Source organism: Burkholderia sp. HI2500 (genome assembly GCF_002223055.1).
Classification (GTDB): Bacteria; Pseudomonadota; Gammaproteobacteria; order Burkholderiales; family Burkholderiaceae; genus Burkholderia.
The window spans coordinates 1927096-1954040 of record NZ_NKFL01000004.1 but is presented as its reverse complement, the minus strand read 5'-3'; the positions used below and the strand labels follow the sequence as shown (position 1 = coordinate 1954040).

The 26945-nt window shown below is 66.8% G+C and carries 23 protein-coding genes and 7 tRNA genes; 21 read left to right on the top strand and 9 right to left on the bottom strand.

From position 1 onward, the window contains the following. Positions 1-56: 56 nt before the first annotated feature. The 5 genes from CFB45_RS11815 (at position 57) to CFB45_RS11795 (ending at position 6592) form a co-directional block, all read left to right on the top strand. Entirely contained in the window at positions 57-1928 is a 1872-nt protein-coding gene (locus tag CFB45_RS11815; RefSeq protein WP_089425716.1) for an extracellular solute-binding protein, read from the top strand. 52 nt (positions 1929-1980) lie between these two features. Beyond that, positions 1981-3024, top strand: a complete 1044-nt coding sequence (locus CFB45_RS11810; RefSeq protein WP_089425715.1) for a microcin C ABC transporter permease YejB — start codon at positions 1981-1983, stop codon at positions 3022-3024. 48 nt (positions 3025-3072) lie between these two features. Beyond that, complete coding sequence (locus tag CFB45_RS11805; protein ID WP_011352500.1) at positions 3073-4170, top strand: ABC transporter permease; 1098 nt, start codon at positions 3073-3075, stop codon at positions 4168-4170. Beyond that, positions 4167-5789 (top strand): ABC transporter ATP-binding protein, encoded by a 1623-nt coding sequence (locus CFB45_RS11800; RefSeq protein ID WP_089425714.1) that lies wholly within the window; start codon positions 4167-4169, stop codon positions 5787-5789. Before CFB45_RS11805 ends, CFB45_RS11800 begins: the two co-directional genes overlap by 4 nt. Before the next feature lie 128 nt (positions 5790-5917). Then, a complete protein-coding gene (locus CFB45_RS11795; protein WP_089425713.1) occupies positions 5918-6592 on the top strand; it encodes a C40 family peptidase in 675 nt (224 codons plus the stop codon). 150 nt (positions 6593-6742) lie between these two features. Here CFB45_RS11795 and CFB45_RS11790 read toward each other — a convergent pair whose 3' ends face one another. Continuing rightward, complete coding sequence (locus CFB45_RS11790; RefSeq protein ID WP_089425949.1) at positions 6743-7657, bottom strand: patatin-like phospholipase family protein; 915 nt, start codon at positions 7655-7657, stop codon at positions 6743-6745. A 279-nt stretch (positions 7658-7936) separates the two neighbouring features. Here CFB45_RS11790 and gltX point away from each other — a divergent pair, with 279 nt between their 5' ends. The 9 genes from gltX (at position 7937) to CFB45_RS11745 (ending at position 11322) form a co-directional block, all read left to right on the top strand. Further along, complete coding sequence (gltX, locus tag CFB45_RS11785) at positions 7937-9346, top strand: glutamate--tRNA ligase (protein WP_089425712.1); 1410 nt, start codon at positions 7937-7939, stop codon at positions 9344-9346. A 128-nt stretch (positions 9347-9474) separates the two neighbouring features. Next, positions 9475-9550: transfer RNA gene (locus CFB45_RS11780), tRNA-Ala, on the top strand. A gap of 138 nt (positions 9551-9688) precedes the next feature. After that, a tRNA-Glu gene (locus tag CFB45_RS11775) sits at positions 9689-9764 on the top strand. A gap of 79 nt (positions 9765-9843) precedes the next feature. Next, positions 9844-9920 (top strand) — tRNA-Asp (locus CFB45_RS11770). 63 nt (positions 9921-9983) lie between these two features. Beyond that, positions 9984-10059 (top strand) — tRNA-Glu (locus tag CFB45_RS11765). Between the two features lie 78 nt (positions 10060-10137). Continuing rightward, positions 10138-10214 (top strand) — tRNA-Asp (locus CFB45_RS11760). Between the two features lie 66 nt (positions 10215-10280). Beyond that, a tRNA-Glu gene (locus CFB45_RS11755) sits at positions 10281-10356 on the top strand. A 73-nt stretch (positions 10357-10429) separates the two neighbouring features. Further along, positions 10430-10506: transfer RNA gene (locus CFB45_RS11750), tRNA-Asp, on the top strand. Positions 10507-10857: 351 nt separating this feature from the next. Then, the gene (locus CFB45_RS11745; RefSeq protein WP_027787064.1) at positions 10858-11322 is read left to right on the top strand and encodes a GNAT family N-acetyltransferase; all 465 of its coding nucleotides are present in this window, start codon (positions 10858-10860) and stop codon (positions 11320-11322) included. Positions 11323-11348: 26 nt separating this feature from the next. Here the strand turns inward: CFB45_RS11745 and CFB45_RS11740 are convergent, their stop codons facing one another. Next, a complete protein-coding gene (locus CFB45_RS11740; RefSeq protein ID WP_089425948.1) occupies positions 11349-12224 on the bottom strand; it encodes an AraC family transcriptional regulator in 876 nt (291 codons plus the stop codon). A 258-nt stretch (positions 12225-12482) separates the two neighbouring features. Between CFB45_RS11740 and CFB45_RS11735 the strand changes: the two genes are divergently transcribed. Then, positions 12483-12896 (top strand): gamma-glutamylcyclotransferase family protein, encoded by a 414-nt coding sequence (locus tag CFB45_RS11735; RefSeq protein WP_089425711.1) that lies wholly within the window; start codon positions 12483-12485, stop codon positions 12894-12896. A 134-nt stretch (positions 12897-13030) separates the two neighbouring features. Here the strand turns inward: CFB45_RS11735 and aceB are convergent, their stop codons facing one another. Together aceB and CFB45_RS11725 are read right to left on the bottom strand one after the other, a co-directional pair. Continuing rightward, positions 13031-14623: a malate synthase A gene (aceB, locus tag CFB45_RS11730; protein ID WP_089425947.1), complete on the bottom strand. Its 1593-nt coding sequence runs from the start codon at positions 14621-14623 to the stop codon at positions 13031-13033. A gap of 67 nt (positions 14624-14690) precedes the next feature. After that, positions 14691-15452 (bottom strand): haloacid dehalogenase type II, encoded by a 762-nt coding sequence (locus CFB45_RS11725; protein WP_089425710.1) that lies wholly within the window; start codon positions 15450-15452, stop codon positions 14691-14693. A 154-nt stretch (positions 15453-15606) separates the two neighbouring features. Between CFB45_RS11725 and CFB45_RS11720 the strand changes: the two genes are divergently transcribed. Continuing rightward, complete coding sequence (locus tag CFB45_RS11720; RefSeq protein ID WP_089425709.1) at positions 15607-16512, top strand: LysR family transcriptional regulator; 906 nt, start codon at positions 15607-15609, stop codon at positions 16510-16512. A gap of 159 nt (positions 16513-16671) precedes the next feature. Then, positions 16672-17106: a universal stress protein gene (locus CFB45_RS11715; protein WP_089425708.1), complete on the top strand. Its 435-nt coding sequence runs from the start codon at positions 16672-16674 to the stop codon at positions 17104-17106. Positions 17107-17305: 199 nt separating this feature from the next. Here CFB45_RS11715 and aceA read toward each other — a convergent pair whose 3' ends face one another. The 3 genes from aceA to CFB45_RS11700 form a co-directional block, all read right to left on the bottom strand. Then, a complete protein-coding gene (gene aceA, locus CFB45_RS11710; protein ID WP_069248300.1) occupies positions 17306-18613 on the bottom strand; it encodes an isocitrate lyase in 1308 nt (435 codons plus the stop codon). Positions 18614-19024: 411 nt separating this feature from the next. Continuing rightward, entirely contained in the window at positions 19025-20575 is a 1551-nt protein-coding gene (locus tag CFB45_RS11705) for a DEAD/DEAH box helicase (RefSeq protein ID WP_089425707.1), read from the bottom strand. Between the two features lie 363 nt (positions 20576-20938). Then, entirely contained in the window at positions 20939-21208 is a 270-nt protein-coding gene (locus tag CFB45_RS11700; protein WP_011352486.1) for an acyl-CoA-binding protein, read from the bottom strand. Positions 21209-21356: 148 nt separating this feature from the next. Here CFB45_RS11700 and tsaB point away from each other — a divergent pair, with 148 nt between their 5' ends. Genes tsaB through CFB45_RS11680 form a run of 4 tightly spaced genes read left to right on the top strand, consistent with a single transcriptional unit; the run spans position 21357 to position 24607 of the window. Continuing rightward, a complete protein-coding gene (gene tsaB, locus CFB45_RS11695; RefSeq protein WP_089425706.1) occupies positions 21357-22124 on the top strand; it encodes a tRNA (adenosine(37)-N6)-threonylcarbamoyltransferase complex dimerization subunit type 1 TsaB in 768 nt (255 codons plus the stop codon). Then, entirely contained in the window at positions 22121-22621 is a 501-nt protein-coding gene (gene rimI / locus CFB45_RS11690; protein WP_089425705.1) for a ribosomal protein S18-alanine N-acetyltransferase, read from the top strand. The genes tsaB and rimI overlap by 4 nt, the downstream gene beginning before the upstream one ends. Continuing rightward, entirely contained in the window at positions 22608-23645 is a 1038-nt protein-coding gene (locus tag CFB45_RS11685; protein WP_089425704.1) for a uracil-DNA glycosylase, read from the top strand. Before rimI ends, CFB45_RS11685 begins: the two co-directional genes overlap by 14 nt. Next, positions 23642-24607 carry a DUF1853 family protein gene (locus CFB45_RS11680; protein ID WP_089425703.1) on the top strand — a complete coding sequence of 322 codons (966 nt, stop codon included), beginning with the start codon at positions 23642-23644 and terminating at the stop codon, positions 24605-24607. The genes CFB45_RS11685 and CFB45_RS11680 overlap by 4 nt, the downstream gene beginning before the upstream one ends. Positions 24608-24625: 18 nt before the next feature. On the opposite strand, the gene thiD is transcribed toward CFB45_RS11680, so the two are convergent. After that, on the bottom strand, positions 24626-25435 hold the full coding sequence (thiD, locus tag CFB45_RS11675) for a bifunctional hydroxymethylpyrimidine kinase/phosphomethylpyrimidine kinase (RefSeq protein ID WP_089425702.1): 810 nt from the start codon (positions 25433-25435) through the stop codon (positions 24626-24628). A gap of 58 nt (positions 25436-25493) precedes the next feature. Further along, the gene (lplT, locus tag CFB45_RS11670; RefSeq protein ID WP_089425701.1) at positions 25494-26801 is read right to left on the bottom strand and encodes a lysophospholipid transporter LplT; all 1308 of its coding nucleotides are present in this window, start codon (positions 26799-26801) and stop codon (positions 25494-25496) included. Positions 26802-26945 lie beyond the last annotated feature (144 nt).

The following is a 26945-nucleotide window of genomic DNA, read 5'->3' as shown; positions in this document are numbered from 1 at the left end:
CTTGAATGGGTAGAATCGTCCCTCGTTACTCCCCTCATTCGAACGACAGGGCCTCTATGACGAAGGGTTCGCCCCGGGCCGCCGCCGCGCGCGTCCGCCGTGCGATACGAACTGCCGGCCGCACGGCCGCGGTGTTCGTGCTGCAAGCGGTGCTGGCCGCGACCGCTGCGCACGCGGCCTACGCCATTGCGCAGTACGGCGAGCCGAAGTATCCGCCGGGCTTCAGGCATTTCGACTACGTCAACCCCGATGCGCCGAAGGGCGGCACGCTGGTGCTCGCGAACCCGAACCGGCTGACGTCGTTCGACAAGTTCAACCCGTTCACGATGCGCGGCAACTCCGCGCCGGGCATCGACATGTTGTTCGAGAGCCTCGCGACCGGCAGTTCGGACGAGCCAGCCTCCGCGTACGGGCTGCTCGCCGACGACATCGACATCGCGCCGGACCGCCGGTCGGTCACGTTCCACCTGAATCCCCGCGCGCGCTTCTCGAACGGCGAGCGCGTCACCGCCGACGACGTCAAGTTCTCGTTCGACACGCTGAAGAGCAAGCAGGCCGCGCCGCAGTTCGGCGCCTATTTCGCGGAGATCGCGAAGGCCGTGGTCGTCGATCCGGCCACCGTGCGCTTCGAGTTCCGCAGCGCGAACCGCGAATTGCCGCTGATCGCCGGCGGCATGCCGGTGTTTTCCCGCAAGTGGGGATTGCGCGCGGACGGCTCGCGCATCCCGTTCGACCAGCTCGCGTTCGAGCAGCCGATCGGCAGCGGCCCGTACCTGATCGACCATTACGACAACGGCCGGACGATCACTTACCGGCGCAACCCGGCGTACTGGGGCGCCGACCTGCCGGTGCGGGTGGGCACCAACAATTTCGAGCGGATCGTCTACAAGCTGTACGGCGACGGCGTCGCGCGGCTCGAGGCGTTCAAGGCCGGCGAATACGACGTGCTCGTCGAGTACATCGCGCGCAACTGGACGCGCCGCGACGTCGGCAAGCGCTTCGACAACGGCGAGCTCGTCAAGCGTGAATTCCGCCAGCATAACGGCGCCGGCATGCAGGGCTTCTTCATGAACCTGCGCCGGCCGCTGTTTCGCGACGTGCGCGTGCGTCAGGCGCTCGACCTCGCGTTCGACTTCGAATGGCTGAACCGCCAGTTGTTTTACAGCGCCTACACGCGTATGAACAGCTACTTCGCCGACACCGACCTGCAGGCGACCGGCACGCCGGGCCCCGGCGAGCTGAAGCTGCTGGAGCCGCTGCGCGCGCAGCTCGACCCGGCCGTGTTCGGTCCGGTAGTCACGCAGCCGAACACGAATCCGCCGGGCTCGCTGCGCGCGAACCTGCTGAAGGCGCGCGCGCTGCTCGCACAGGCCGGCTGGACCTATCGAGACGGCGCGTTGCGCAACGCGAAGGGCGAGCCGTTCACGTTCGAGATCCTCGACGATTCCGGCGCGTCGATGGAAGGGATCGTGGCGGCGTACCAGCGCAATCTGGCGAAGCTCGGCATCGATGCACGTTTTCGCACGGCAGATTACGCGCTGCTGCAAAAGCGTCTCGATGCGTTCGACTACGACATGACGACGATCCGCCTGCCGGGCGTGCAGGTGCCGGGCGCGGAGCAATACTCGCGTTACGCGAGCAAGTTCGCCGACGAGCCGGGCTCCGACAACTTCATCGGGCTGAAGTCGCCGGCCGTCGACGCGCTGCTGCACGCGCTCGGTACCGCGCAGACGCGCGAAGACCTGCTCGACGCGACGCACGCGCTCGACCGCGTGCTGATGCACGGCTACTACGCGGTCCCGCAGTGGTACAGCACGACGCACCGGGTCGCGTACAAGCGCACGCTTGCCTATCCGCAGACGCTGCCGCTGTACTATTCGGCCGAGGGCTGGGTCGTGTCGACCTGGTGGGCGAAGCCCGATCACTGAGCCACGCCGCCCCAACGTCCCATCCCGCCTACCGATCGCGAGTCGACGCCCTATGTGGAGCTACATCCTCAAACGCCTGCTGCTGATGATCCCGACGCTCATCGGCGTGCTGACCCTCACGTTCGCGGTGATCCAGTTCGTGCCGGGCGGCCCCGTCGAACAGGCCGTGCAGGAATTGCGCAAGGGCGCGACGGAGCAGGGCGCGGTGCCGTTCGGGTTGCGTGCGCACACCGGCGTCGACGCGCAGCAGCTCGCGCAGCTCAAGGCGCTGTACGGCTTCGACAAACCACCGCTCGAACGCTACTGGCTGATGCTCAAGCGCTTCGCGCGCTTCGATCTCGGCGAAAGCTACTTTCGCCACCAGAGCGTGTGGTCGCTGGTCGTGCAGAAGCTACCCGTGTCGATCAGCATCGGGCTGTGGACGTTCTTCCTCACGTACCTGATATCGGTGCCGCTCGGCATCGCGAAGGCGGTGCGCAACGGCTCGCCGTTCGACGTCGCGACGAGCCTCGTCGTGCTCGTCGGCTATGCGATTCCGGGCTTCGTGCTCGGCGTGCTGCTGCTCGTGCTGTTCGGCGGCGGCTCGTTCTGGCAGCTGTTCCCGCTGCGCGGGCTCACGTCGGACAACTTCGCGCAGCTGTCGCTCGTCGGCAAGGTGCTCGACTATCTGTGGCACATCGCGCTGCCGATCACGGCGTCGGTCGTCGGCAGCTTCGCGGTCGTCACGATGCTCACGAAGAATGCGTTCCTCGACCAGATCCGCCGGCAATACGTGCTGACCGCGCGTGCGAAGGGGCTCTCCGAGCGCAATGTGCTGTGGAAGCACGTGTTTCGCAATGCGATGCTGCCGCTGATCGTCGGCTTTCCGGCGGCGTTCATCGGCGCGTTCTTCACCGGCAGCCTGCTGATCGAGACGCTGTTCTCGCTCGACGGCCTCGGGCTGCTGTCGTACGAGTCGGTCGTGCGGCGCGACTATCCGGTCGTGCTCGGCACGCTGTACCTGTTCACGCTGATCGGGCTCGCGACCAAGCTGATCTCCGATCTCTGCTATGTGTGGGTCGATCCGCGCATTCAATTCGACACCCTGGAGCGCTGACATGAAACCGTCCGTCTGCATGCCCGGCGTCACCGGGCGAGGTGCGCGATGAACCGGGCCGTCGTGTCCTCCCGCATCGACGCGGCGCGCGCCCGCGTGTCGCCGTCGCCCGCGCGCCGCGTATGGCAGCGCTTCAGGCAGCAGCGCCTCGGCTACTGGAGCTTCGTGATCTTTTTCGTGGCCTTTGCCGCGAGCGTGGCGGCGCCGTTGTGGTCGAACGACAAGCCGCTCGTCGTGCGTTACGACGGCCAGTACTATTTCCCGTTGTTCCACGCGTATCCGGAGACGACCTTCGGCGGCGATTTCCCGACGCCGGCCGACTATCTCGATCCGTACGTGCGCAAGCGGCTCGAGGCGCCCGGCAACTTCGTCGTCTACCCGCCGAACCGCTACTACTACGACACGCTGAACTACTTCTCGAACGTGCCGAACCCCGCGCCGCCGTCGCGCGCGAACTGGCTCGGCACCGACGCGCAGGGGCGCGACCTGCTCGCGCGGCTCGTGTACGGGTTCCGCGTGTCGGTCGAGTTCGGGCTGATCCTGACCGTGATCGGCACGCTGCTCGGGATCGCCGCGGGCGCCGTGCAGGGCTTCTTCGGCGGACGCATCGACATCGTCGGGCAGCGGCTGATCGAGATCTGGAGCTCGTTGCCGGAGCTGTACCTGCTGATCATCTTCGCGTCGATCTTCGAGCCGAGCTTCCTGCTGCTGATCGTGCTGCTGTCGCTGTTCGGCTGGATCGGGCTCGCCGACTACGTGCGCGCGGAATTCCTGCGCAACCGCACGCAGGATTACGTGCGCGCGGCGCGCGCGATGGGCCTCACGAACTGGCAGATCATCTGGCGCCACGTGCTGCCGAACAGTCTCACGCCGGTGATCACGTTCCTGCCGTTCCGGATGAGCGGCTCGATCCTCGCGCTCACCAGCCTCGATTTCCTCGGGCTCGGCGTGCCGCCGCCGACCCCGAGCCTCGGCGAGCTGCTCGCGCAAGGCAAGGGCAACCTCGACGCGTGGTGGATCTCGCTGTCGACCTTCGGCGTGCTGGTCGCGACGCTGCTGCTGCTGACCTTCATGGGCGATGCGCTGCGCAACGCACTCGACACGCGGATCGCCGATTCGGTGCGCGCGGCGGGAGGCCAGCGATGAGCGAACCGGTCGTATCGACGCAGCACGAGCCGTTGCTGACGCTCGAGCATCTGCACGTGCGCTTCGGCGACACGGTCGCGGTGGACGACGTGACGCTCGCGATCGGACGCGGCGAGCGCGTCGCGCTGGTCGGCGAGTCGGGGTCGGGCAAGAGCGTGACCGCGCTGTCGATCCTGCGGCTGTTGCGCGACGCCGACGTGAGCGGCGCGATCCGCTTCGCCGGGCAGGACCTCGTCGGCAAGAGCGAGCGCGAGATGCGCGGGCTGCGCGGCTCGGACATCGCGATGATCTTCCAGGAGCCGATGACCGCGCTCAACCCGCTGTATACGATCGGCGTGCAGATCGGCGAGACGATCGTGCTGCACGACGGCGTCTCGGCGGTCGAGGCGCGCAAGCGCGCGATCGCGTTGCTCGCGCGCACGGGCATCGCGGAGCCGGAGAAGCGTGTCGACAGCTATCCGCACCAGTTGTCGGGCGGCCAGCGGCAGCGCGCGATGATCGCGATGGCGCTCGCCTGCCGGCCGCGCCTGCTGCTGGCCGACGAACCGACCACCGCGCTCGACGTGACGATCCGCGCGCAGATCGTCGACCTGCTGCTGGAACTGCAGCGCGAGGAAGCGGAAAAGCGCGGGATGGCGATCCTGCTGATCACGCACGACCTGAATCTCGTGCGGCACTTCGCGGATCGCGTCGCGGTGATGGAGCACGGCCGGCTCGTCGAGAGCGGGCCGGTCGAACGGATCTTCGCGGAACCCGAGCATCCGTACACGCAGCGGCTCTTGAACAGCCGGCCGCAACGCGCGGTCACCCCGGTGATGCCGATCGCGCCCGTCGTGCTCGACGCGCAGCACGTGAGCGTGCAGTTCGCACGCAAGCGGCCGGGCATCGCGGGCTGGTTCGGCTCGGTGCCGGTGACGGCCGTCGCGGACGTGTCGGTGTCGGTGCGGCAGGGCGAGACGCTCGGCATCGTCGGCGAATCGGGATCGGGGAAGTCGACGCTCGCGATGGCGCTGCTCGGCCTGCAGAAGACGGCCGGCGGCACGATCGAATTCCAGGGGCGCGCGCTGTCGACCTATCGCGGCCGCGAACAGACGGCGCTGCGCTCGAACATGCAGGTCGTCTTTCAGGATCCGTTCAGTTCGCTTTCGCCGCGTCACACGATCGAGCGGATCGTCGGCGAGGGGCTCGAGCTGCATCGCCCGGACATGACGCCCGACGCACGGCGTGCGAAGTCGCTGGCGGTGCTGCGCGAAGTCGGCCTCGACCGCACGGTGCTGCACCGTTATCCGCACGAATTCTCGGGCGGGCAGCGCCAGCGGATCGCAATCGCGCGGGCGCTGGTGCTGGAGCCGCGCATCCTGATCCTCGACGAGCCGACGTCCGCGCTCGACGTGTCGATCCAGCAGCAGGTGCTGAAGCTGCTCGCGAATTTGCAACAGAAATACAACCTCGGCTATGTCTTCATCAGCCATGACCTGGAGGTGATCGGGGCGATGGCGCACCGCGTCGCGGTGATGCAGGACGGGGCCGTCGTCGAGTCGGGAGAGGTGGCCGACATCTTCACCAGACCGTCACATCCTTACACACAAAAGCTGTTGAAAGCGGTCTGGAAAGCGTGATAGGCGGCCAATGGTCTGACCATCTCGATTGTATTTATTAATTTGTTTTGACAAACGATTACGCGCTGGCTAGTATCGACCGAAATTTTCCGCCAATCAGCTGATTTTTAAGCACATTCCATCGACCAATGCAGCATCGATCCCTGACCCAGGCATGCGCGCGCACCATCGCCGGGCTGTTCATCGGCGCCCTGTTCGCAGCAGCACCCGGCGCGTTCGCCGACGAAGTCAGCAGTTTTAACCAGAATGTCACGAATTCGACGCAGAACGCGTCGAATGCCTCCCTCCAGCAGACCAGCGCGCAGCCGTCGAGCGGCGGCGCGAAGTCGTTCCTCGCGGGCATGGCCGGCAAGGCAGGCGACGTGGTCGTCGGCGCGCTGAACATGATCGGCGTGCGTTATCGCTGGGGCGGCAACTCGCCGGATTCGGGCCTCGACTGCAGCGGCTTCGTGCGCTACGTGTTCCAGGACACCCTCGGCATGTCGCTGCCGCGTCGTGCGGAAGAGATGAGCCGCGTCGGCGAGAAGGTGAGCATGAGCAACCTCAAGCCGGGCGACCTCGTGTTCTTCAACACGATGCGCCGTACGTTCTCGCACGTCGGCATCTACATCGGCGACAACAAGTTCGTGCATTCGCCGTCGACGGGCAGCACGATCCGCGTCGACGATCTCGACAGCGGCTACTGGGAAAAGCGTTTCACCGGCGCGCGCCGGCTCGAATCGGAGTTCCCGATGAAGCCGGAAGACCTGCGTCAGCGCGTGCGCGCGACGATCGGCGACGATTCCGCGAACGGCAACAACTGACGTTCGACGGCCGGCCCGGCCGGATCGAAAAAAACCCTGTCACCGAGAGGCGGCAGGGTTTTTTGTTTTGGGGCGGTGCAAACGGCGGGCTGAAAACCGTTGAGCCGTTGGCGGGCCGGCGGCGCGCGCCGGCCTGAACATCGCGGTGCTTTATGCGGCAGCCACGCCGCGTGCTGCCGCGAGCTTGCGCTGCAGCTCCGGCATGATGCGCGCGACGGCTTCCTCGCCCGCGAGAATCGCCGCGTTGCGCTGGTTGAAGTCGCTGCCGCCCATCGCGTTGAGATTCGGGCGGATCACGACGTCCGCATACTTGTCGAGCTCGTAGGTCTTGATCGTCTGGCCCATGATCGTGAAGGTCTGCAGCAGCATCTCGATCGGGTTATTGGTTGCCGCGCCGTCCGGCCGGGACGAGATGTCGACCGCGATCACGAAGCTCGCGCCCATCTTGCGCGCATACGACGCGGGCACCGGGCTCACGAGGCCGCCATCCACATACTCGCGGTTGCCGATCTTCACCGGCTCGAACACCGACGGCACGCTGCACGATGCGCGCACCGCGAGCCCCGTATTGCCTTGCTGGAACAGGATCGGCTGGCCGTTCTGCAGATCGGTCGCGACGATGCCGAGCGGCTTCGCCATCTTCTCGATCGGCCGGTTGTTGAGGGTCTTGTTCAGGAAGTTCTGCAGCGCCACGCCCTGCAGCAGCCCGCGCGAGCGGAACGGCAGCGCCCAGTCGCTGATCGCCGCCTGGTCCATGTCGAGCGCGATCTTGTTGATCTGAAGGGCGCTCATGCCCGATGCATAGAGTGCGCCGACCACCGAGCCCGCGCTCGTGCCCGCGACGATCTCGATCGGGATGCCACGCGCCTCGAGCGCCTTCAGCACGCCGATGTGCGAGAAGCCGCGCGCGGCGCCGCCGCCGAGGGCGATGCCGATCTTCACCGGCTTTTCCTGCGGCAGTGCGGCGCCGGGGCGGGATTTGTCGCCGAACGACGTGCAGGCGGCGAGGCTGGCGGACGCGGCGGCGATCGTGAAGTGGCGGCGCGACAGGCGAGGGGACGACATCGAATGGTTCTCCGGCGGCTTGGCGGCGGGTGTCACGGTCCGCGGCGGCGATAGGTTCCGAGCGGCCGCGCAGGGGTTCCGTGCGGCCGGTGCCGCGCCGGCTGGCGGCCGCGGCGCGCACATCATAAAGCAAGCGGCGCGCTTGGCGCGATGTCCGGCGCGAGTATAATTCCGGCTTCTTTCCCGTTCCGGGCGTCGCCGGCCCCGTTGCTGTCCGGGCTGCCGCCGTCGATCCCGCGTCGAATCATTCATGCGCCCCAGGCGTTCGAGTTACCGTTTATGACCCGTCCTGTCCGTACCCGCTTCGCGCCGAGTCCCACCGGCTTCATCCACCTCGGCAACATCCGCTCCGCGCTCTATCCGTGGGCGTTCGCCCGCAAGATGAAGGGCACGTTCGTGCTGCGCATCGAGGATACCGACGTCGAGCGTTCGTCGCAGGAAGCGGTCGACGCGATCCTCGAAGGGATGCAATGGCTCGGCCTGGATTTCGACGACGGCCCGATCTACCAGATGCAGCGGATGGACCGCTATCGCGAGGTGCTCGCGCAGATGCTCGAGAAGGGCCTCGCGTACCCGTGCTACATGTCGGCCGAGGAACTCGACGCGCTGCGCGAACGCCAGCGCGAGGCCGGCCTGAAGCCGCGCTACGACGGCACGTGGCGGCCGGAGCCCGGCAAGGTGCTGCCGGAGCCGCCGGCCGGCGTGAAGCCGGTGCTGCGCTTCCGCAATCCGCTGACCGGCACGGTTGTGTGGGACGACGCCGTGAAGGGGCGTGTCGAGATCTCGAACGAGGAACTCGACGACCTCGTGATCGCGCGCCCGGACGGCACGCCGATCTACAACTTCTGCGTGGTGGTGGACGACATGGACATGGGCATCACGCACGTGATCCGTGGCGACGACCACGTGAACAACACGCCGCGCCAGATCAACATCCTGAATGCGCTCGGCGGCGAGCCGCCCGTCTACGCGCACCTGCCGACCGTGCTGAACGAGCAGGGCGAGAAGATGAGCAAGCGGCATGGCGCGATGAGCGTGATGGCGTACCGCGATGCGGGCTTCCTGCCCGAAGCCGTCGTCAACTATCTCGCGCGCCTCGGCTGGTCGCACGGCGACGCGGAGATCTTCTCGCGCGAGCAGTTCGTCGAATGGTTCGATCTCGAGCATCTCGGCAAGTCGCCCGCGCAGTACGACCACAGCAAGCTGAGCTGGCTGAACGCGCATTACATCAAGGAAGCCGACAACGCGCGCCTCGCCGAGCTGGCAAAGCCGTTCCTCTCCGCCCTCGGCATCGACGATGCGGCGATCGCGACGGGCCCGGCGCTGGAAGCGGTGGTCGGTCTGATGAAGGATCGTGCGACGACGGTCAAGGAGATCGCGGAAGGCGCCGCGATGTTCTACCGTGTGCCGGCACCGGAAGCCGATGCGCTCGCGCAGCACGTGACCGATGCGGTGCGTCCGGCGCTGGCCGATCTCGCCGCTGCGCTGAAGGCGGCCGACTGGACGAAGGAGGCCGTGTCCGCCGCGCTGAAGTCGACGCTCGGCACGCACAAGCTGAAGATGCCGCAACTGGCGATGCCGGTGCGCCTGCTGGTGGCGGGTACGACGCATACGCCGTCGATCGATGCGGTGCTCGTGCTGTTCGGTCGCGATGTCGTGGTGTCGCGCATCGAGGCGGCGCTGGCCTGAGGTTCGAGGGCGAGCGAAGCTGCCCGTGCGTGACATCGCGGCAGCTTCGCAAAAAATTTCGCTCGAATCGCAAAAAGGGTATTTACAAGTTCAAAGTAGCTCCATATAATCTCATTTCTGTTCTGCAAGGGGGTATAGCTCAGCTGGGAGAGCGCTTGCATGGCATGCAAGAGGTCAGCGGTTCGATCCCGCTTACCTCCACCATCAGAACAAGCTGAGTTGATTTGCGAAGCAGTGGTAGTAATAAATGCTTCACAAAATGATTCAAAGCAGTTAGAATTTCGGCCTTCGCTGTTGATTGAAAAGTGAATAGCGAAAGTCAGACAGATCTGAAAAGATTTTGTCCCCTTCGTCTAGAGGCCTAGGACATCACCCTTTCACGGTGAGTACAGGGGTTCGAATCCCCTAGGGGACGCCAGATTCAGCGGCGTTTCGTAGAAATGTCGCAACGCTTGCAGGAACGTAACCGACGTCCTGCGGGTGAGGGTAAGAAAGCTGGAGCGGTAGTTCAGTCGGTTAGAATACCGGCCTGTCACGCCGGGGGTCGCGGGTTCGAGTCCCGTCCGCTCCGCCAGAACGAAGCCCGTTCAAGACGTTTTTGAGCGGGCTTTTGTATTAAGGATGTAAGCAGTACGTTGTCCCCTTCGTCTAGAGGCCTAGGACATCACCCTTTCACGGTGAGTACAGGGGTTCGAATCCCCTAGGGGACGCCAGATTCAGCGGCGTTTCGTAGAAGTGTCGCAACATCGGCAGGAACGTGACGATGTCCTGCAGGTGCGAGTAAGAAAGCTGGAGCGGTAGTTCAGTTGGTTAGAATACCGGCCTGTCACGCCGGGGGTCGCGGGTTCGAGCCCCGTCCGCTCCGCCAGAACGAAGCCCGTTCAAAGAACGTTTTTTGAACGGGCTTTTGCATTAAAGATGTAAGCAGTACGTTGTCCCCTTCGTCTAGAGGCCTAGGACATCACCCTTTCACGGTGAGTACAGGGGTTCGAATCCCCTAGGGGACGCCAGATTTCGGCGTCGTTCGAACAAACGATGCGCCGGCAGGAAGCAACCGACGCCTGCCAGGCAAGTAGCAAGACTGGAGCGGTAGTTCAGTCGGTTAGAATACCGGCCTGTCACGCCGGGGGTCGCGGGTTCGAGTCCCGTCCGCTCCGCCAGAAAATGAAGAAGCCCGCCTTGTGCGGGCTTTTTCATTTGCGTTTCCGGTTGTGCCCGCTTGCGGGCGCGTGACTGCGGAGCGGAGGAAGCCGCCTGCGCGGCTTCCGGCGGGACTCGAAGGGCTGCGCTTGCAAGCGCAGCCGCGGCCTGCGGGATGTAGGCGAGTCCCGTCCGCTCCGCCAGAAAATGAAGAAGCCCGCCTTGTGCGGGCTTTTTCATTTGCGTTTCCGGTTGTGCCCGCTGGCCGCGTAACGTCCGGTCATCCGGCGTCGAGCCGCTACGAGAAATCCGCGATTGCATCCGCACGCGACTGCGCTATCGTGGCGGGATGCGTTCTTGACCCCTGCGCGATGCTCGATCCGACCGACCTGCGACTCCTGTATCAGCTCCGGCCCGCGGAGGCTGGCGATTTTCCGTTTGCCGAAGCGCTGACGCACGGCAACATGGGCGGCTACTACAAGCGCCATGGGCTCGTGTGGCGCAGCGACCTGTTCTACGCGAGCTGGCGCGAATCCGAGAACTTCATCCTCGAGGCCGATGGCGAGCGCATCGGCGTGCTGCGCGTGACCGAGGAAGGCGACTCGCTGCACATCCGCGACGTGCAGATCGCGGCCGGTCATCGCGGGCAGGGCGCCGGCACCTACATGCTCGACATGTCGCATCGCTGGGCGCGTGCGCGCGGGCTGCACGAACTGCAACTGCGCGTGTTCGTCGACAATCCAGCCGCGCGTCTCTACCTGCGCATGGGCTATCAGGTTGCCGGGTCGCGGCTCGCGCAACTGGGCTCGATCCGCCACATGGTGCGACCGGTCTGAAGTCCTGACGGCCTGAAGCGACGCGTTCAGCGGGCAGCGTCGATCGCGTCGTCGTCCGGCATTTCGTCGTCCGCGCGGCTGCCTTCCGGGCCGCGGTGCTCGTAGCCGCGCAGCATGAATGCGCGCGGGCTTTCGCCGAATGCACGCCTGAACATCGCCGAAAACGCGCTCTGGCTCTGGTAGCCGAGTTCGCGCGCGATATGCGACAGCGGGCGCCCCTGGTTCAGCAGCGGAATGGCCCGCGCCAGCAGCGCCTGCTGGCGCCACTGCGAAAAGCTCACGCCCAGTTCCTGCTTGAAGAGCCGCGAAATCGTGCGCGTGCTGGCGCCGACCTCGCTGGCCCAATGCTCGAGCGACTCCGCGTGGGCCGGGTGCGCGAGGACCGATTCGCACAGCATGCGCAGCCTTTTTTCGTCGGGCATCGGCACCGCGAGCGGCAGCGGCTCGGCGTGACTCAGCTCGTCGAGCACGAGCCCGCACAGCAGGCGCTCGCGCGTGGTGCTCAGGTCGCGCGCGTCGAGTGCGACGATCAGCTCGCGCAGGAGTCCCGTCACCTCGACGACGCGGCACGCGTCGAGCCCGTCCGGCACGATCGACTCGTCGATATACAGCGTGCGCAAATACGCCTCTTCGACGATCACGACCTCGTGCGTCACGCGCGGCGGCACCCAGATCGCGCGGGACGGCGGCACCATCCAGGTCGTGCCGGTCGTCGCGACGCGCAGCACGCCGCGCGATGCGTATGCGAGCTGCGCCCACGCATGCGTATGCAGCGGGATGCGGTGGCCGGTATTGACCTGCCGTGCGCGCACGCGCATCGGATGGACGGCGGTCGGCGCGAATTCGGGCGGAATGTCGATGACGTACGGGTTCGGTACGTCGGCTTGGAACGGCGGGTTCATGGACGATTCGGGCAGCGCGGCGGCGATGCCGTTATTGTAGAAGGCGCCGCGAACGTGCATGCGGCGGTTTGTCGGGCGATCATGCCGCGTTCAAATGAACTTTGTGTGGGGGCCCGGCGATTTCCGGACTGCCCCGGGGCCGGGCGCGCTGGCGGGTTCGAACCATCCGGCCGGTATCGTGGTCTATCGAGGCGCGGGCGATTTCGCCACGAATCGCGTGCGGACACGGCACCATACGAATCAAAGAGGAGAACCACGATGCGCTACGTATTCGTCTACGGCACCCTGAGAAACGGGGAGGTCAACGACATCGGCCACGCGGCCGCCAGGCACGGGATTGCCGCGCCGACGCTGCTCGGCGCCGTCGCGCTGCCGGGCGAACTGTACGATTTCGGTACCTATCCGGGAATGATTGCCGGGTCGGCCGACAAGTCGCTGGTCTGGGGCGACGTCTACGAGGTCGACGACCGGCTCGTTCCGGTGCTCGACGAGATCGAGCGCGTGTATCCGGGCGTCGACTCGCTGTTCAAGCCGGAAGACGTGACCGTCGAGCTCGGCGGCCGGCAGTACGCCTGCCTTTACTATCCGGTCGCCGCGCACGCGATTGCGGGGCGTCCGCGCATTGCGTCGGGCGACTGGGTTCAGCATCGGCGCGAGCGGGAAGCCGTGTGACCGGTTGCGCGGCAGCCGCGGTAGCGGATCCTGTCGCAAAAGAAAAAGCGCCCCGCGGGGCGCTTTTTTGATGCCGTCATCGCACGCGACCGGCGCCGACGCAGGGCCGGCCCCGGTCGAGGCGGGCAGCGACGTCAGATTTCCTCGTACAGCGGCAGCGTCAGGAATTCGGTGAAGCCTTCCGACGTCGACATCTGCTCGAAGATCGCCGCGGCGCGCTCGTACGGCTGCGTGTTGCCGCCGACCGAGCGCTTCACGTTGTCGAGTTCGGCCTTCGAGAGTTCACGCACGAGTTCGGCGGTGACCTTGCGGCCGTCGTCGAGCACGCCCTTCGGCGAGCGGATCCATTGCCACACCTGCGAACGGGAGATTTCGGCCGTGGCCGCGTCTTCCATCAGGTTGTGGATCGGCACGCAGCCGTTGCCGTCGAGCCAGGCGCCGAGGTAGTGGATGCCGACGTTGATGTTGTTGCGCAGGCCGGCTTCGGTGATCGGCGCTTCCGGCTGGAAGTCGAGCAGGTTCTTGCCTTCGACCTGCACGTCGTCGCGCTGCTTCGCGATCTGGTTCGGCTTGTCGCCGAGCACCTTGACGAACTCTTCCATCGCGATCGGCACGAGGCCCGGATGGGCCACCCAGCCGCCGTCGTAGCCGTCGGTCGCGTCGCGCTGCTTGTCCGAGCGCACGCCGCCCATGGCCTTGTCGTTCGCTTCCGGATCGTTCTTGATCGGGATCAGCGCGCTCATCCCGCCGATCGCCGGCGCGTTGCGCTTGTGGCAGGTCTTCAGCAGCAGCAGCGCGTACGCGCGCATGAACGGTACCGTCATCGTGATCTTCGAACGCTCGGCGAGGCAGAAGTCGCGGTCGTTCCTGAACTTCTTGATGGCCGAGAAGATGTAGTCCCAGCGGCCGGCGTTCAGGCCCGAGCTGTGTTCGCGCAGTTCGTACAGGATTTCGTCCATCTCGAACGCGGCGAGGATCGTCTCGATCAGCACCGTCGCGCGGATCGTGCCGCGCGGCACGCCGACGCCTTCCTGCGCGGCGACGAAGATGTCGTTCCACAGGCGCGCCTCGAGATGGCTTTCCATCTTCGGCAGGTAGAAGTACGGGCCCGAGCCGCGCGCGAGCAGCTCCTTCGCGTTGTGGAACAGGAACAGCGCGAAATCGAAGATGCCGCCGGACACGCGCTGGCCGTCGACCGTCACGTGCTTCTCGTCGAGGTGCCAGCCGCGCGGACGCACGATCAGCGTCGCGACCTTGTCGTTCAGCCGGTACGACTTGCCGTTCTGCTCGAGCGAGATCGTGCGGCGCACCGCGTCCTTCAGGTTGATCTGGCCGTCGATCTGGTTCGTCCAGCTCGGCGCGTTCGAATCCTCGAAGTCCGTCATGTACGAATCGGCGCCCGAGTTCAGCGCATTGATGATCATCTTGCGCTCGACGGGGCCCGTGATCTCGACACGGCGGCATTGCAGGTCGGCCGGCAGCGGCGCGACCTTCCAGTCGCCTTCGCGGATCGCCTTCGTCTCGGCCAGGAAGTCGGGGCGCTCGCCCGCGTCGAGGCGTTTCGTGCGCTCGACGCGCGCCTGCAGCAGCGCCTGGCGGCGCGGTTCGAACGTGCGGTGCAGCGCTGCAACGAGTGCGAGCGCTTCAGGCGTCAGGATTGCTTCGTAACCCGGCTTGATTTCGCCGGTGATCGCCATGCCTTGCGGCAGCGTGATCGGGGTGCTCATGAGTCTCATCTCCTTGGTCGGTCAGTTGCGGTTTCGGTGAAGGGGGAAGGCGGCAGCGCTGCGAACGTCATGCACCCGGGCTGGGGCGCGTGCGGTTTGCGGGTCTGCCGGACGGAGCCGGGGTGGCGAGGAATGCGAGCAGGTCGGCCATGCCGGTGCCGATGCCGTCGGGCGGCGCGCTGAGTTCCTCGGCGGGCGCGCCCGTGCGGTTGAGCCAGAACGTCGTGTAGCCGAACCAGACGGCGCCGGCGACGTCCCACGCGTTCGACGACACGAACACGATGCCCCGCCGGTTCGGACCGAACGCGTTGGTGCCGAGCGCGTAGGCGGCCGGGCTCGGCTTGTACGCGCGCACGGTGTCGGCCGACAGCACGCGATCGAACAGCCCGGACATGCCGGCGCTCTTGATCGCGATGTCGAGCATCTGCGGCGTGCCGTTCGACAGGATCCCGAGCGGCGGGCGCGGGTCGAGCGCGCGCAGCTTGCGCAGCGCGGGCACCGTATCGGGATAGGTGGACAGGCACGCGTATTCGTCCATCAGCCGCTTCTCGGCCGCGCTGTTCAGCGCGAGCCCGAGCCGGCGCGCGGCGAACCGCAGCGCGTCGAGCGTGATGTCCCGGAACGGGCGATAGCGGGCGCCGGCCGGATCGGCGAGCGTGCGCAGTTGCGAGTATTCGATTTGCTTGCGTCGCCACAACTGCGACAACCGTTCCCCGTGACCGGGAAACATCTGCTCCGCCGCGGCCAGGACCGCACGCACGTCGAACAACGTGCCGAATGCGTCGAAGAGGATTGCGTCGGGAGAGGAGAGTGTCGTTGTGGCCGACATAGCCTTGCACTCCAGTTTCAGAGGTCAGGTGAATTCTATTCGTGATCGTATGTGCCAAAAAAGACGCTAAACATCACTTGATCTTTTACTTTCATCTACCTAATCTTGAGCGGTTTAAGCTATTTGAAGGGCGACGGCGCCGCCCCTGCAAGTCATGGACCGGTTCAAGCAGATCGAAACGTTCGCCGCGGTCGCGGCAAAGGGCAGCCTGTCGGCGGCCGCGCACGCGGAAGGGGTCGCGCCCGCGATCATCGGCCGCCGGCTCGACGCGCTCGAGGAGCGGCTTGGCGTGAAGCTGCTGGTGCGCACGACGCGCAAGCTCACGCTGACGTTCGAGGGCTCGGCGTTCCTCGAGGATTGCCAGCGCGTCATCAACGACATGCAGAACGCGGAGGCGAGTGTGTCCGCCGGCGGCGTCAAGGCGAGCGGCCACCTGCGCATCTCGGCGCCGGCCGGCTTCGGCCGGCGGCACGTCGCGCCGCTCGTGCCCGAATTCAGCGTCGGGCATCCGGATGTATCGGTCACGCTCGATCTGTCCGACCGGATGGTCGACCTCGTCAACGAGGGGTTCGATTGCGCGGTGCGGCTCGGCGAGCTGCCCGACTCGTCGCTCGTGTCGCTGAAGCTCGGCGAGAACCGTCGCGTGTGCGTCGCTTCGCCCGCGTATTTGGCTCGACGCGGCACGCCGGTCACGCTTGCCGAGCTGGCGCGGCACAATTGCCTCGCGCTCGCGGCAAACGCGAACCAGCAACGCGGCTGGACATTCCAGGAGGACGACAAGGTCGTGTCGATCCGCGTGAACGGCACGATGGAGTGCTCGGACGGTGCGGTGCTGCACGAGTGGTGCCTCGAAGGCCACGGCCTGGCGTGGCGCTCGTGGTGGGAGGTCGGCGAGGACATCGCGGCCGGCCGGCTCGTCAGCGTGCTCGACGCATTCGCCGCCCCGCCGATCGGTATCCACGCGGTGTTTCCGCAACGTCGGCATCTGCCGCTGCGCGTGCGGCTGTTTCTCGATTACCTGAAGCACACGTACGAGCGGCCCGGTTATTGGGGCGAGTAGGCGGCGGCCAGCCGCGCGTTTCCGATATGAGGGCGAACCCGCTGCGCGGCCCGGCCGGGTGCTTTCACGTCCTACAATCGAAACAGGCATGCCCCACGCGACGCAGCCGGACCGCCCGGACGCGCGGCGCGCGGAGTGCGATTGACGAAGGAGGGCGCGATGTTCCGGCACATCCTCGTTCCAACCGACGGTTCCGAACTGTCGCAGAAGGCGATCGACGGCGCGATCGACCTGGCGCGCGCGGTCGGTGCGCGGGTCACGGCCTACGCGTGCCTGCCGCAGTATCCGTATTCGCCGTTTTCCGAAGTGATCATCGAGCCGCCCGCCGATTTCCGGGCGCGCAGCGAGCGCGAGGCGCGTGCGCACCTCGACGAGGTCGAATCGGCTGCGAAGGCGGCCGGCGTCGAGTGCGACACCTGGACGAGCGTGCATCCGTCGCCGTATCTCGGCATCATCGAGGCGGCCGAACGCGGCGGCTGCGACGTGATCTTCATGGCGTCCCACGGACGCCGCGGGCTCGGCAGCTTGCTGATCGGCAGCGAGACGCAGCGCGTGCTGACCCATACGAAAATTCCGGTGATCGTGTATCGGTAGGGCGGCGCCCTGGAAAAAGGGCGCGCCGGACGAAGCCGGCGCGCGTCGTTGCTGGCGGCCCGCAGGCCGCGCGGCGGGTCGCGCGATCGGGATCGCGCGCCTGCCGTCTCCTCCCTGATTGTTGTCCGGTGGCCGATGCCGCGCCGCCGCGAGACGGGGCGGGCATCGGCATGACGCGTGGCGCGTCGTGCTTTTCGGCTTACGCGACCTTCTTGCCGTCGAAGAACTGCTCGTCTTCGGTCGAGCCGTGCAGCGCGGTGGTCGATGCTTCGCGCTCGACCGTCTGCGTCACCGCGTCGAAGTAGCCGGTGCCGACTTCGCGCTGGTGCTTGACGGCCGTGAAGCCCTTGTCCGCGGCTGCGAACTCGGCCTGCTGCAGTTCGACGAACGCGCTCATCTGCGTGCGGGCATAGCCGTGCGCGAGGTTGAACATCGAGTAGTTCAGCGCATGGAAGCCGGCCAGCGTGATGAACTGGAACTTGTAGCCCATCGCGCCGAGTTCCTTCTGGAACTTCGCGATCGTCGCGTCGTCGAGGTTCTTCTTCCAGTTGAACGACGGCGAGCAGTTGTACGACAGCAGCTTGCCCGGGAACTGCTTGTGGATCGCTTCCGCGAACTTCTTCGCGTACTCGAGATCCGGCTTGCCCGTTTCGCACCAGACCAGGTCGGCGTACGGCGCGTACGCCAGACCGCGCGAGATCGCCTGCTCGATGCCCGGCTTGGTGCGGAAGAAGCCTTCCACCGTGCGCTCGCCCGTCAGGAACGGCTTGTCGTTGTCGTCGACGTCGGACGTGATCAGGTCGGCTGCTTCCGCGTCGGTGCGGGCGACCAGCACGGTCGACGTGCCCATCACGTCGGCCGCGAGACGCGCAGCCGACAGCTTCGCGACGGCCTCGCGCGTCGGCACGAGCACCTTGCCGCCCATGTGGCCGCACTTCTTCACCGAAGCGAGCTGGTCCTCGAAGTGCACGCCCGACGCGCCGGCTTCGATCATCGCCTTCATCAGTTCGAACGCGTTCAGCACGCCGCCGAAACCGGCTTCCGCGTCAGCGACGATCGGTGCGAAGAAGTCGACATAGCCTTCGTCGCCCGGGTTCTTGCCTTCCGACCACTGGATCTGGTCGGCGCGCGTCAGCGTGTTGTTGATGCGCTTCACGACAAGCGGCACCGAGTTTGCCGGGTACAGCGACTGGTCCGGGTACATTTCGCCCGCGACGTTCGCGTCGCCGGCCACTTGCCAGCCGGACAGGTAGATCGCCTTCAGGCCGGCCTTCACCTGCTGCATCGCCTGGTTGCCGGTCAGTGCGCCGAGTGCGTTAACGAACGGCTCGTTGTTGACGAGGCTCCACAGTTTTTCCGCGCCGCGCTTGGCGAGCGTGTGCTCGATCGGAATCGAACCACGCAGGCGGACCACGTCTTCAGCCGAGTAGCTGCGCTTGATGCCCTTCCAGCGCGGATCGGTTTCCCATTGCTTTTGCAGTTCCTGTGCCTGTTGCTGTCGCGACATGATGAGCTCCTTGATGCGGTGCGATGCCTGATGGGTTGACTCTGACGGTGTTGACGCTGTTCTCGAAGCCGGGAGCGGTGCGTTCCGGTTCGTGAGGTCTTGTATAAGAGTCTAGGCAAATCGACTGGAGCAGGACAGGGGGCCGGCCGAGGGGTGGGGTAAATTTTTAGTTGTTTTAAATCAATATCTTGAAATCATTGTTTCAGGATAAGAAATGTCTTTTCCCATCCCGCAATCGCCCGGGTTGTGCCGCGCAGCATGATTTTTTACGACACAAAAAAATTTTCCGCATCGTGAAATTTGGGGCGGGGCGAAAAAAAACCGGCGCGGATGCGCCGGTTGGCTGGATGGGCAGGGCGGTTATCCGCGGGCCTGCCCTCCGTAGGGCGGCCGGTGGCCGCCCGTGCGTGCTTACGACGCCGAGTTGCTGCGACGCAGGCCGCCGCTGCGCTGGCCGTCGCGACGCGGGCCGCCGTCACGGCTGCCACCCGGCTTGCCGCTCCAGCCGCCGCCATTGCCGCCGCCGTAGCTGCGGCCGCTGCCGTTACCGCTGCCGCCATAACCGCCGCCCGGCTTGCCGCCGAAACGACGACCGCCGTTACCGCCGCCCGGACGGCCACGGCCGCCGGTGCCGCCGTTGCGCGGGGGCGCCTTGCGCGGCTCGAAGCCTTCGATCACGTTGACCGGCAGCGGCGCGCGCACGAAACGCTCGATGCGCTTGAGCGCGCCTTGCTCGGCGTGGTGCACGAGGCTCACGGCCGTGCCCGAACGGCCTGCACGGCCCGTACGGCCGATACGGTGCACGTAGTCTTCCGCGAACTTCGGCAGGTCGTAGTTGAACACGTGCGTGATGCCCGGGATGTCGATGCCGCGTGCCGCGACGTCGGTGGCCACCAGCACGCGCACACGGCGCTCGCGCAGCGCACGGATCGTGCGGTTACGCGCGCCCTGCGGCAGGTCGCCGTGCAGCGCGGCCGATTCGAAGCCTGCGTCGGCGAGACGGCCGGCGAGCTGGTCGGCGTCGATCTTGGTCGCCGTGAAGATGATCGCCTGGTCGAGCGCGTCGTCGCGCAGCAGGTGATCGAGCAGGCGATCCTTGTGGTCGCGGTCGTCGACGTAGTGCACGGTTTGCGCGATGTTCGCGCGCGACTCGAGGCGCTGCTGGATCTCGATGCGTTCCGGATCCTTCAGCAGGCGGCTCGTCAGCGAACCGATCTTGCCGTCGAGCGTGGCCGAGAACAGCATCGTCTGGCGCGACTCGGGGGTGGCGGCAACGATCGTTTCGATGTCGTCGATGAAGCCCATGTCGAGCATGCGGTCGGCTTCGTCGAGGACGAGCATCTTCAGCTCGGACAGGTCGATGCGGCCGCGCTCGAGGTGGTCGAGCAGACGGCCCGGCGTGGCGACCAGGATTTCCGGGTTCTTCGCGAGCAGCATCAGCTGCTGGCCGTAGGCGACGCCGCCGAGGATGCTGACCGTGCGCAGGCGCTTCAGGTGCTTGCCATAGGTCGTTGCGGCCGTGGTGACCTGCATCGCGAGTTCACGGGTCGGCGTCAGCACGAGCAGGCCCGGGCGCGCGACGGGTTGCGGGCGGCGCGCGCGGCGGTCGCCCTGGTTCGGTTCGCGCGGCGCGCGCGGTTGCTGCGCCTGCGCCTTCTGGAGCTGCGCGAAACGTTCGATCGCGGGCAGCATGAATGCGGCGGTCTTGCCCGAACCGGTCGGGCTCGAGACCAGCAGGTCACGGCCGGCGATGCCGGCCGGAATCGCGCGCTGCTGGACCGGCGTCGGCTTCACGTAGCCGGCGGCCTGCAGCGCGGAGACGATCTCCGGCGACAACCCGAGCGACGCGAAGCTCGGCTCGTCCGACGCCGGTTCGACCGCGGCCGGTGCGGCGGCGTCGTCGAGACCGAGCGCCTGGTCGGCGATCGCGTTGAGCGGGCTGGAGTTGATGCTCGAAGTCATAACAATCCTTGAAACACAGTGGGTGAAACGTCGGCGCCAATCGCGCATACCCAAGTCGTCGGATTCAGCGAGCAAATCGGGAAACGGGGGTGCAATCCGCCGAACCGTCGGCGGATGAGGCATTAGAAGCTGTTTTGGGTGCGGCGCGCTTCAGGAGCGTGGCCGCCAGCCTGATAAGTGACGACCGTGAAGGTCGAAGCAGGAGGGGACAGGTTCTAAACCGGATTGGAGCTTAACGCTACGAGGCGTCAGGCCGGAACGGCTTGCGAGCCGAGCGCGGAAGATGACGCAGGCAGCATTATAAAGAGATTTGCTGCGCTGCGCCACTGATTTGATTGCCTATTGCGGCAGGGGGCGATTCGGTCAGGAAGCCGTGCCGTTCTTCAGCGATTCGACGAGTTCGATGTACTGCTGCTTCGCCGCATCCTGCGACGTGCCCTTCAGCGCATCCCAGGCGTCGTACTTGTATTTGCCGACGATGTCGGTGAAGCCCGGCTTGTCGCCATGGGCGTCGCCGTCGGTCGCCTGCTTGAAGAGGGCGTACAGGCGCAGCAGGGTCAGGTTGCCCGGACGTTCCGTCAGTTGCTTGACGTCGATCTGGGCCTGGTCGAATTGGGCGGTGAGTTCGCTCATCGGGTGTCTCCGTAAGGGTTTCAGGTCGGGCGATCTTAACAAGCGGACCGCCGCGCGGGGTCGAGCGATCCTTCCAAACCGCCGCCCGGTGCGGCGCACACGCACGGATCGGGCCCGATCGCCCGTGGGAGCGGGGCGCCGCATTACAATGTCGCCCATGACGCAAACAGTGCTCCTCGCCATCGATACGTCGACCGAATACTGCTCGGTCGCGCTGCTGCGCTCGGCCCACGCCGATGACGCCGTTTCCACCCCGCAAACCTGGGTCCGCCACGAGCTGACGGGCGCCGTGTCGAGCACGCGCGTGCTGCCGGCCATCCAGGACCTTTTCGCCGAATCGGGGCTGACGCTCGCCGATTGCGACGCGATCGCGTTCGGCGCAGGCCCCGGCTCGTTTACGGGCCTGCGTACCGCGACGGGCATCACCCAGGGTCTCGCGTTCGGGCGCGGGCTGCCGGTCGTGCCGATCGGCACGCTGCTCGCGTGCGCCGAGCACGCGCGGCTGCGCGCGCCCGGCACGACCCGCGTGCTGGCCGCGCTGGATGCGCGGATGGATGAAGCCTACTGGGCGGATTTCGCGTGGGACGACAGTACCGGCGACTGGCGCACGCTGCATCCGGCTTCGCTCGATGCGCCGGGCGCCGTCGGCGTGCCCGATGTGCCGTTCACGCTCGCGGGCAATGCGGCCGCCGCGTTCGGCGCGCAGTTGCCGGCTGCGGCGCGCGCGGCCGTGATCGACGGCGACGCGATGCCGCACGCGCTGGCGGTCGCCCATGCCGCCCTGCGTGCGTTCCGCGCCGGCCGCGCGGTGCCGGCCGATCAGGCGGCGCCGGAGTACGTGCGCGACAAGGTCGCGCAGACCACCGCCGAGCGCGTCGCGGCACGGGCCGCGCAGACGGGCGGAGCGAAGGGATGACGGGCGTACTGCTGAGCGACCGCTATCTGGCGCCGATGACGGATGCCGATCTCGACGAGGTCGTCGCGATCGAGCACGTCGCGTACGAATTCCCGTGGAGCCGCGGCAATTTCGAGGATTCGTTGCGCAACGGCTATCTGGGCGTGTGCCTGCGGCACGTGACGGGTTCGTTGATCGGCTATTGCGTGCTGATGCCCGTGGTCGACGAGATGCACCTGCTGAACCTGTGCGTCGCGCCGGCCGCGCAGTGCGCGGGCGCGGGCCTGGCGCTGCTGCGCGAGGCCGTGCGCATTTCGCGCGCGGAAGGGCTCGACGGCGTGCTGCTCGAGGTGCGGCCGTCCAATCCGCGCGCGATCCATCTGTACGAGCGTTTCGGCTTCTTGACGATCGGCCGGCGCAAGAACTATTACCCGGCGAAGCATCGCAGCCGGGAGGACGCGATCGTGATGCGTCTGACGCTGAACAAGGACGAAGGGGACGCGCATGGCATGGGCTGAAGCGGCGCTCGAGGAAATGGGCCTCGCGCAGATCTGGGTGCGGCGCGGGCAAGGCGCGGATGCAGGCACGGACGAGGGCGCGACAGCCGAAGCGCACGCCGCCGCGCAAACCGGTGCGGTGGACGCCGCACCGGCCGTCGCGACCGGGCGGCCTGCGCGGACCGCGCGTCCGCCGGTGCAGGACGACGCACCGCCCGCAGTGGCGCGGAGCGCCGATGCTTCGCCGGCTCGCGCGCCGGCCGCCGTCCCGTCGCGGCGCGTCGACGACGGCGATCGCGCGCCTGCACCGGTTACGCCGGTCGCGTCGGCCGACACGATGCCGCCGATGGATGACATGCCGCCTGCCGGACCCGACGATTTCGCGTGGTTCGACGCGGCGCCGCCGGGCGATCCCGTGCCGATGGCCGAAGCGCGTCCCGTCGGTACGCCGGTTGCCGCGCTCGACTGGGATGCGCTGGCCGCGCGCGTGGCCGACTGCACGCTGTGCGGTCTGTGCGAGAAGCGGACCAACACCGTGTTCGGCGTCGGCGACCGCGAAGCGGACTGGATGCTGATCGGCGAAGCGCCGGGCGAGAACGAGGACAAGCAGGGCGAGCCGTTCGTCGGCCAGGCCGGCAAGCTGCTCGACAACATGCTGCATTCGCTGTCGCTCAAGCGCGGCGACAACGTGTACATCGCGAACGTGATCAAGTGCCGGCCGCCCGGCAACCGCAATCCGGAGCCGGACGAGGTCGCGAGCTGCGAGCCGTACCTGCAGCGCCAGGTCGCGCTCGTGAAGCCGAAGCTGATCGTCGCGCTCGGCCGCTTCGCCGCGCAGACGCTGCTGAAGACGGACGCGAGCATTGCGTCGCTGCGCGGCCGCGTGCATGCGTACGAAGGCGTGCCGGTGATCGTGACCTACCATCCGGCGTACCTGTTGCGCAGCCTGCAGGACAAGTCGAAGGCGTGGGCCGACCTGTGCCTCGCGCGCGACACGTTCCGGCGCGCAGAGGGCGGCGACGCGAACGGGCCGGCCGGACAATGACGACCGGCGCGGCGTGCGCATTCGTCGATACGCTGCACGACGTCGCGGTTCGGGATCTGGGCTGGCTGCTGGCCAGCCCGAGCTTGCTCACCGCGGTGCCGGACGCGCCGCTGGCGCGCCCGTGGCTGGATGCGGTGGGACAGTCGGCCGTCGAAGCATGGCTCGCCGCGCTCGATGCGCAGCCCGAGCCGCTGCATCGCGCGCTTGACGGCTTCCGGCCCACCCGCCTCGGCCGCTACGCCGAATGCCTGCTCGAGTATTTCCTGACGCACGGGCCGTCGCTGCGGCTCGTCGCGGCCAATCTGCCGCTGCGCAGCAACGGCAAGACGCTCGGCGAAGTCGATTTTCTCGTCGACGCACCGGACGGGCGGCGCCTGCACTGGGAACTCGCGGTGAAGTGCTACCTGTGCGCGCCGGTGCAAGCCGGCGCATCGCTTGCCGATTTCGTTGGCCCCAATCTCGTCGACCGGTTCGACCGCAAGCGCCGCCGGTTGCTCGAGCACCAGCTGCGGCTCGGCGATCGCGACGGGTTTGCGCGGCTCGGCTACGGCGCGCCGTCCGACGCGCAGATGTTCATCAAGGGCTGGTTGTTCTATCCGCACGGCGCGCCGCTGCCGCCGGTGTCCGCGGAAATCGCGCCGGATCACCCGCACGGTTTCTGGCTCACGCACGCGCAGTGGCCGGCCTGGGCGGCCGCTCAGCGTGCCGGCGTCGCATGGAGCGTGTTGCCGCGGCTTGCGTGGCTAGCGCCGCGACTGGCTGCCGTCGGTAGCGGATTCGAACCCGAAACGCTGGCGGCCACGCTGGAATTGCCGTCGGTGTTGACGACGCGCGAGGCGCCTGCGCTGATCGGCATTCATGAAAAGGGCAGTGACGGCACGTGGCGCGAAACGGCGCGCGGCTTCGTCGTGCCGGACGACTGGCCGGTGCGTGCCCAGGCGTTCGCGGCGCAGGATCACTGACGCCGCGTCAGCCGGCGATCACCACCAGCGATGGAAGTGATGGACGGGGCCGACGCCGTGGCCGACGTCGAGGTGGCCGCTCGCGGCGATCGCGCCGGTCAGGTAGGTCTTGGCTTCGCGCACCGCGCTTTCGAGGTCGGGCTGCTGCGGCAGCAGCGCGGCGATCGCCGACGACAGCGTGCAGCCGGTACCGTGCGTGTTGCTCACCGGTACGCGTGCGCCGTCGAGCCGCACGGTGCGGGTCGCTTCCACGAGCCAGTCGGGGCTCGCGGACGCGTCCGGCAGGTGGCCGCCTTTCATCAGCACGGCGCGCGCACCCGTCTGTAACAGTGCCTGACCTTGCCGGACCATGTCGTCTTCGGTGGTTGCGGGCACATCGTTCAGCAGCGCGGCCGCTTCGGGCAGGTTCGGCGTCACGACCGTCGCGAGCGGCAGCAGCGCATCGCGCAACGCGTCGACGGCATCGGGTGCGAGGAGCGCGTGCGAGCTCTTCGAGATCATCACCGTGTCGAGCACGACGAAGCGCGGCGCGTAGCGCCGCAGCGCGTCGGCGACCGCGTGCACGATCGCCGCGTTCGCGAGCATCCCGATCTTGACCGCATCGATACGGATATCGCCGAACACCGCGTCGAGTTGCGCGGTCACGAACGCCGCGTCCGGCGCGTGCACGCCCGTCACGCCGCGGGTGTTCTGCGCGGTCAGCGCGGTGATCACGCTCGCGCCATACGCGCCGAGCGCGGAAAAGGTCTTCAGGTCGGCCTGGATGCCTGCGCCGCCGCCCGAATCGGAGCCGGCGATCGTCAGGATGTTGGGTATCGGGTGCGTCATGAGGGCAACGCGCCGGTTCGAGGACCGGCGCCGGCGGACGGAAACGGGAAGTGTAGCGTCAGTGCCGCGATTCGCCGATCAGCGCGACCGAGTCGAACTGGCGCTGGTTCGCCTGGTGGCGGCGCATCACGAGCCACATCGTCAGGCAGACGAACGTGCCGAACAGCACGATCACGACGCCGACCGGTACGTCGAGCCACACCAGCACCGCATACAGGCACAGCATCACGAGCACCGACAGGTTCTCGTTGAAGTTCTGCACCGCGATCGAGTGGCCGGCCGACAGCAGCACGTGGCCGCGGTGCTGCAGCAGCGCGTTCATCGGAACGACGAAGTAGCCGGACAATGCGCCGACGCACATCAGGAAGATGTACGCGATGATCAGGTACACGGGCATGCGCAGGTGGCCGATGTGCACGGCCCAGTGCGACGGGAACAGGTCGCGCGTGTAGAACGCCATCAGCATCACCGCGATGCCCATGATGATGCCGACGGGCAGCACGGTCAGCGACTTCTTCAACGGGATTCGGGCGGCGGCGGCGATTGCGCCGGCCGCGACGCCCACGGCGACCACGGCCTGCAGGATCGCGCCTTCCGACAGCGACATGCCGAGCGACACTTCAGCCCACTTCAGCACGATGAACTGCAGCGTCGCGCCGGCGCCCCAGAACAGCGTCGTGACCGCCAGCGAGATCTGGCCGAGCTTGTCGCGCCACAGCACCATGAAGCAGTCGGCGAAATCCGTGAGGAGCTTGACCGGGCCGCGTTCCTGCTTCGGGTAGCGGGCGCCCGTATCGGGGATGCGCAGGTTGAACAGCGCGGCGATCACGTAGATCGCCATGATGATCGCCATCGCCGCTTCGGCGGGCGTGCCGATCCAGGCGGGCGTGTGCGCGATCACGTGCGACGCGATGTGCGGGCTGATCAGCGCGCCGCCCAGCACGGTGCCGAGGATGATCGAGCTGACGGTCGTGCCTTCGATCCAGCCGTTCGCGGCGACGAGCCGGTCGGCCGGCAGCAGCTCGGTGAGGATGCCGTATTTCGCGGGCGAGTAGGCCGCGGCGCCGAAGCCGACGATCCCGTACGCAATCAACGGGTGGGCGCCGAACAGCATGATCATGCAGCCGACGACCTTGATCGAGTTGGTGATGAACATCACGCGGCCCTTCGGGCGCGAATCCGCGAAGGCGCCGACATAGGCCGCCAGCACCACATAGGACAACACGAAGAACAGCTTCAACAGCGGTGTCATCCAGTTGGGGGCGTGGAGGTCTTTCAGCAGGGCGATGGCGGCGATGAGGAGCGCATTGTCGGCCAGCGACGAGAAAAACTGCGCGGCCATGATGGTGTAAAAACCTTTTTTCATCTGATGCGATGCTTTCGTCGCTGCGGCAGGGCCGCGTAGGCCGCCTGGTATGCGATCGGCTTATTCCGTTCGAAATGGGTTGTGCGCACGGCTTTATAACATGAAAATACGCCAATTCGGACTAGCAAGATTCCCCGATCGTTC

Bases quoted from the DNA above. Each gene is read 5' to 3' on its own strand.
- CFB45_RS11815 (WP_089425716.1), top strand. From the start codon at position 57: ATGACGAAGGGTTCGCCCCGGGCCGCCGCCGCGCGCGTCCGCCGTGCG.
- CFB45_RS11810 (WP_089425715.1), top strand. From the start codon at position 1,981: ATGTGGAGCTACATCCTCAAACGCCTGCTGCTGATGATCCCGACGCTC.
- CFB45_RS11805 (WP_011352500.1), top strand. From the start codon at position 3,073: ATGAACCGGGCCGTCGTGTCCTCCCGCATCGACGCGGCGCGCGCCCGC.
- CFB45_RS11800 (WP_089425714.1), top strand. From the start codon at position 4,167: ATGAGCGAACCGGTCGTATCGACGCAGCACGAGCCGTTGCTGACGCTC.
- CFB45_RS11795 (WP_089425713.1), top strand. From the start codon at position 5,918: ATGCAGCATCGATCCCTGACCCAGGCATGCGCGCGCACCATCGCCGGG.
- CFB45_RS11790 (WP_089425949.1), bottom strand. From the start codon at position 7,657: ATGTCGTCCCCTCGCCTGTCGCGCCGCCACTTCACGATCGCCGCCGCG.
- gltX (WP_089425712.1), top strand. From the start codon at position 7,937: ATGACCCGTCCTGTCCGTACCCGCTTCGCGCCGAGTCCCACCGGCTTC.
- CFB45_RS11745 (WP_027787064.1), top strand. From the start codon at position 10,858: ATGCTCGATCCGACCGACCTGCGACTCCTGTATCAGCTCCGGCCCGCG.
- CFB45_RS11740 (WP_089425948.1), bottom strand. From the start codon at position 12,224: ATGAACCCGCCGTTCCAAGCCGACGTACCGAACCCGTACGTCATCGAC.
- CFB45_RS11735 (WP_089425711.1), top strand. From the start codon at position 12,483: ATGCGCTACGTATTCGTCTACGGCACCCTGAGAAACGGGGAGGTCAAC.
- aceB (WP_089425947.1), bottom strand. From the start codon at position 14,623: ATGAGCACCCCGATCACGCTGCCGCAAGGCATGGCGATCACCGGCGAA.
- CFB45_RS11725 (WP_089425710.1), bottom strand. From the start codon at position 15,452: ATGTCGGCCACAACGACACTCTCCTCTCCCGACGCAATCCTCTTCGAC.
- CFB45_RS11720 (WP_089425709.1), top strand. From the start codon at position 15,607: ATGGACCGGTTCAAGCAGATCGAAACGTTCGCCGCGGTCGCGGCAAAG.
- CFB45_RS11715 (WP_089425708.1), top strand. From the start codon at position 16,672: ATGTTCCGGCACATCCTCGTTCCAACCGACGGTTCCGAACTGTCGCAG.
- aceA (WP_069248300.1), bottom strand. From the start codon at position 18,613: ATGTCGCGACAGCAACAGGCACAGGAACTGCAAAAGCAATGGGAAACC.
- CFB45_RS11705 (WP_089425707.1), bottom strand. From the start codon at position 20,575: ATGACTTCGAGCATCAACTCCAGCCCGCTCAACGCGATCGCCGACCAG.
- CFB45_RS11700 (WP_011352486.1), bottom strand. From the start codon at position 21,208: ATGAGCGAACTCACCGCCCAATTCGACCAGGCCCAGATCGACGTCAAG.
- tsaB (WP_089425706.1), top strand. From the start codon at position 21,357: ATGTCGCCCATGACGCAAACAGTGCTCCTCGCCATCGATACGTCGACC.
- rimI (WP_089425705.1), top strand. From the start codon at position 22,121: ATGACGGGCGTACTGCTGAGCGACCGCTATCTGGCGCCGATGACGGAT.
- CFB45_RS11685 (WP_089425704.1), top strand. From the start codon at position 22,608: ATGGCATGGGCTGAAGCGGCGCTCGAGGAAATGGGCCTCGCGCAGATC.
- CFB45_RS11680 (WP_089425703.1), top strand. From the start codon at position 23,642: ATGACGACCGGCGCGGCGTGCGCATTCGTCGATACGCTGCACGACGTC.
- thiD (WP_089425702.1), bottom strand. From the start codon at position 25,435: ATGACGCACCCGATACCCAACATCCTGACGATCGCCGGCTCCGATTCG.
- lplT (WP_089425701.1), bottom strand. From the start codon at position 26,801: ATGAAAAAAGGTTTTTACACCATCATGGCCGCGCAGTTTTTCTCGTCG.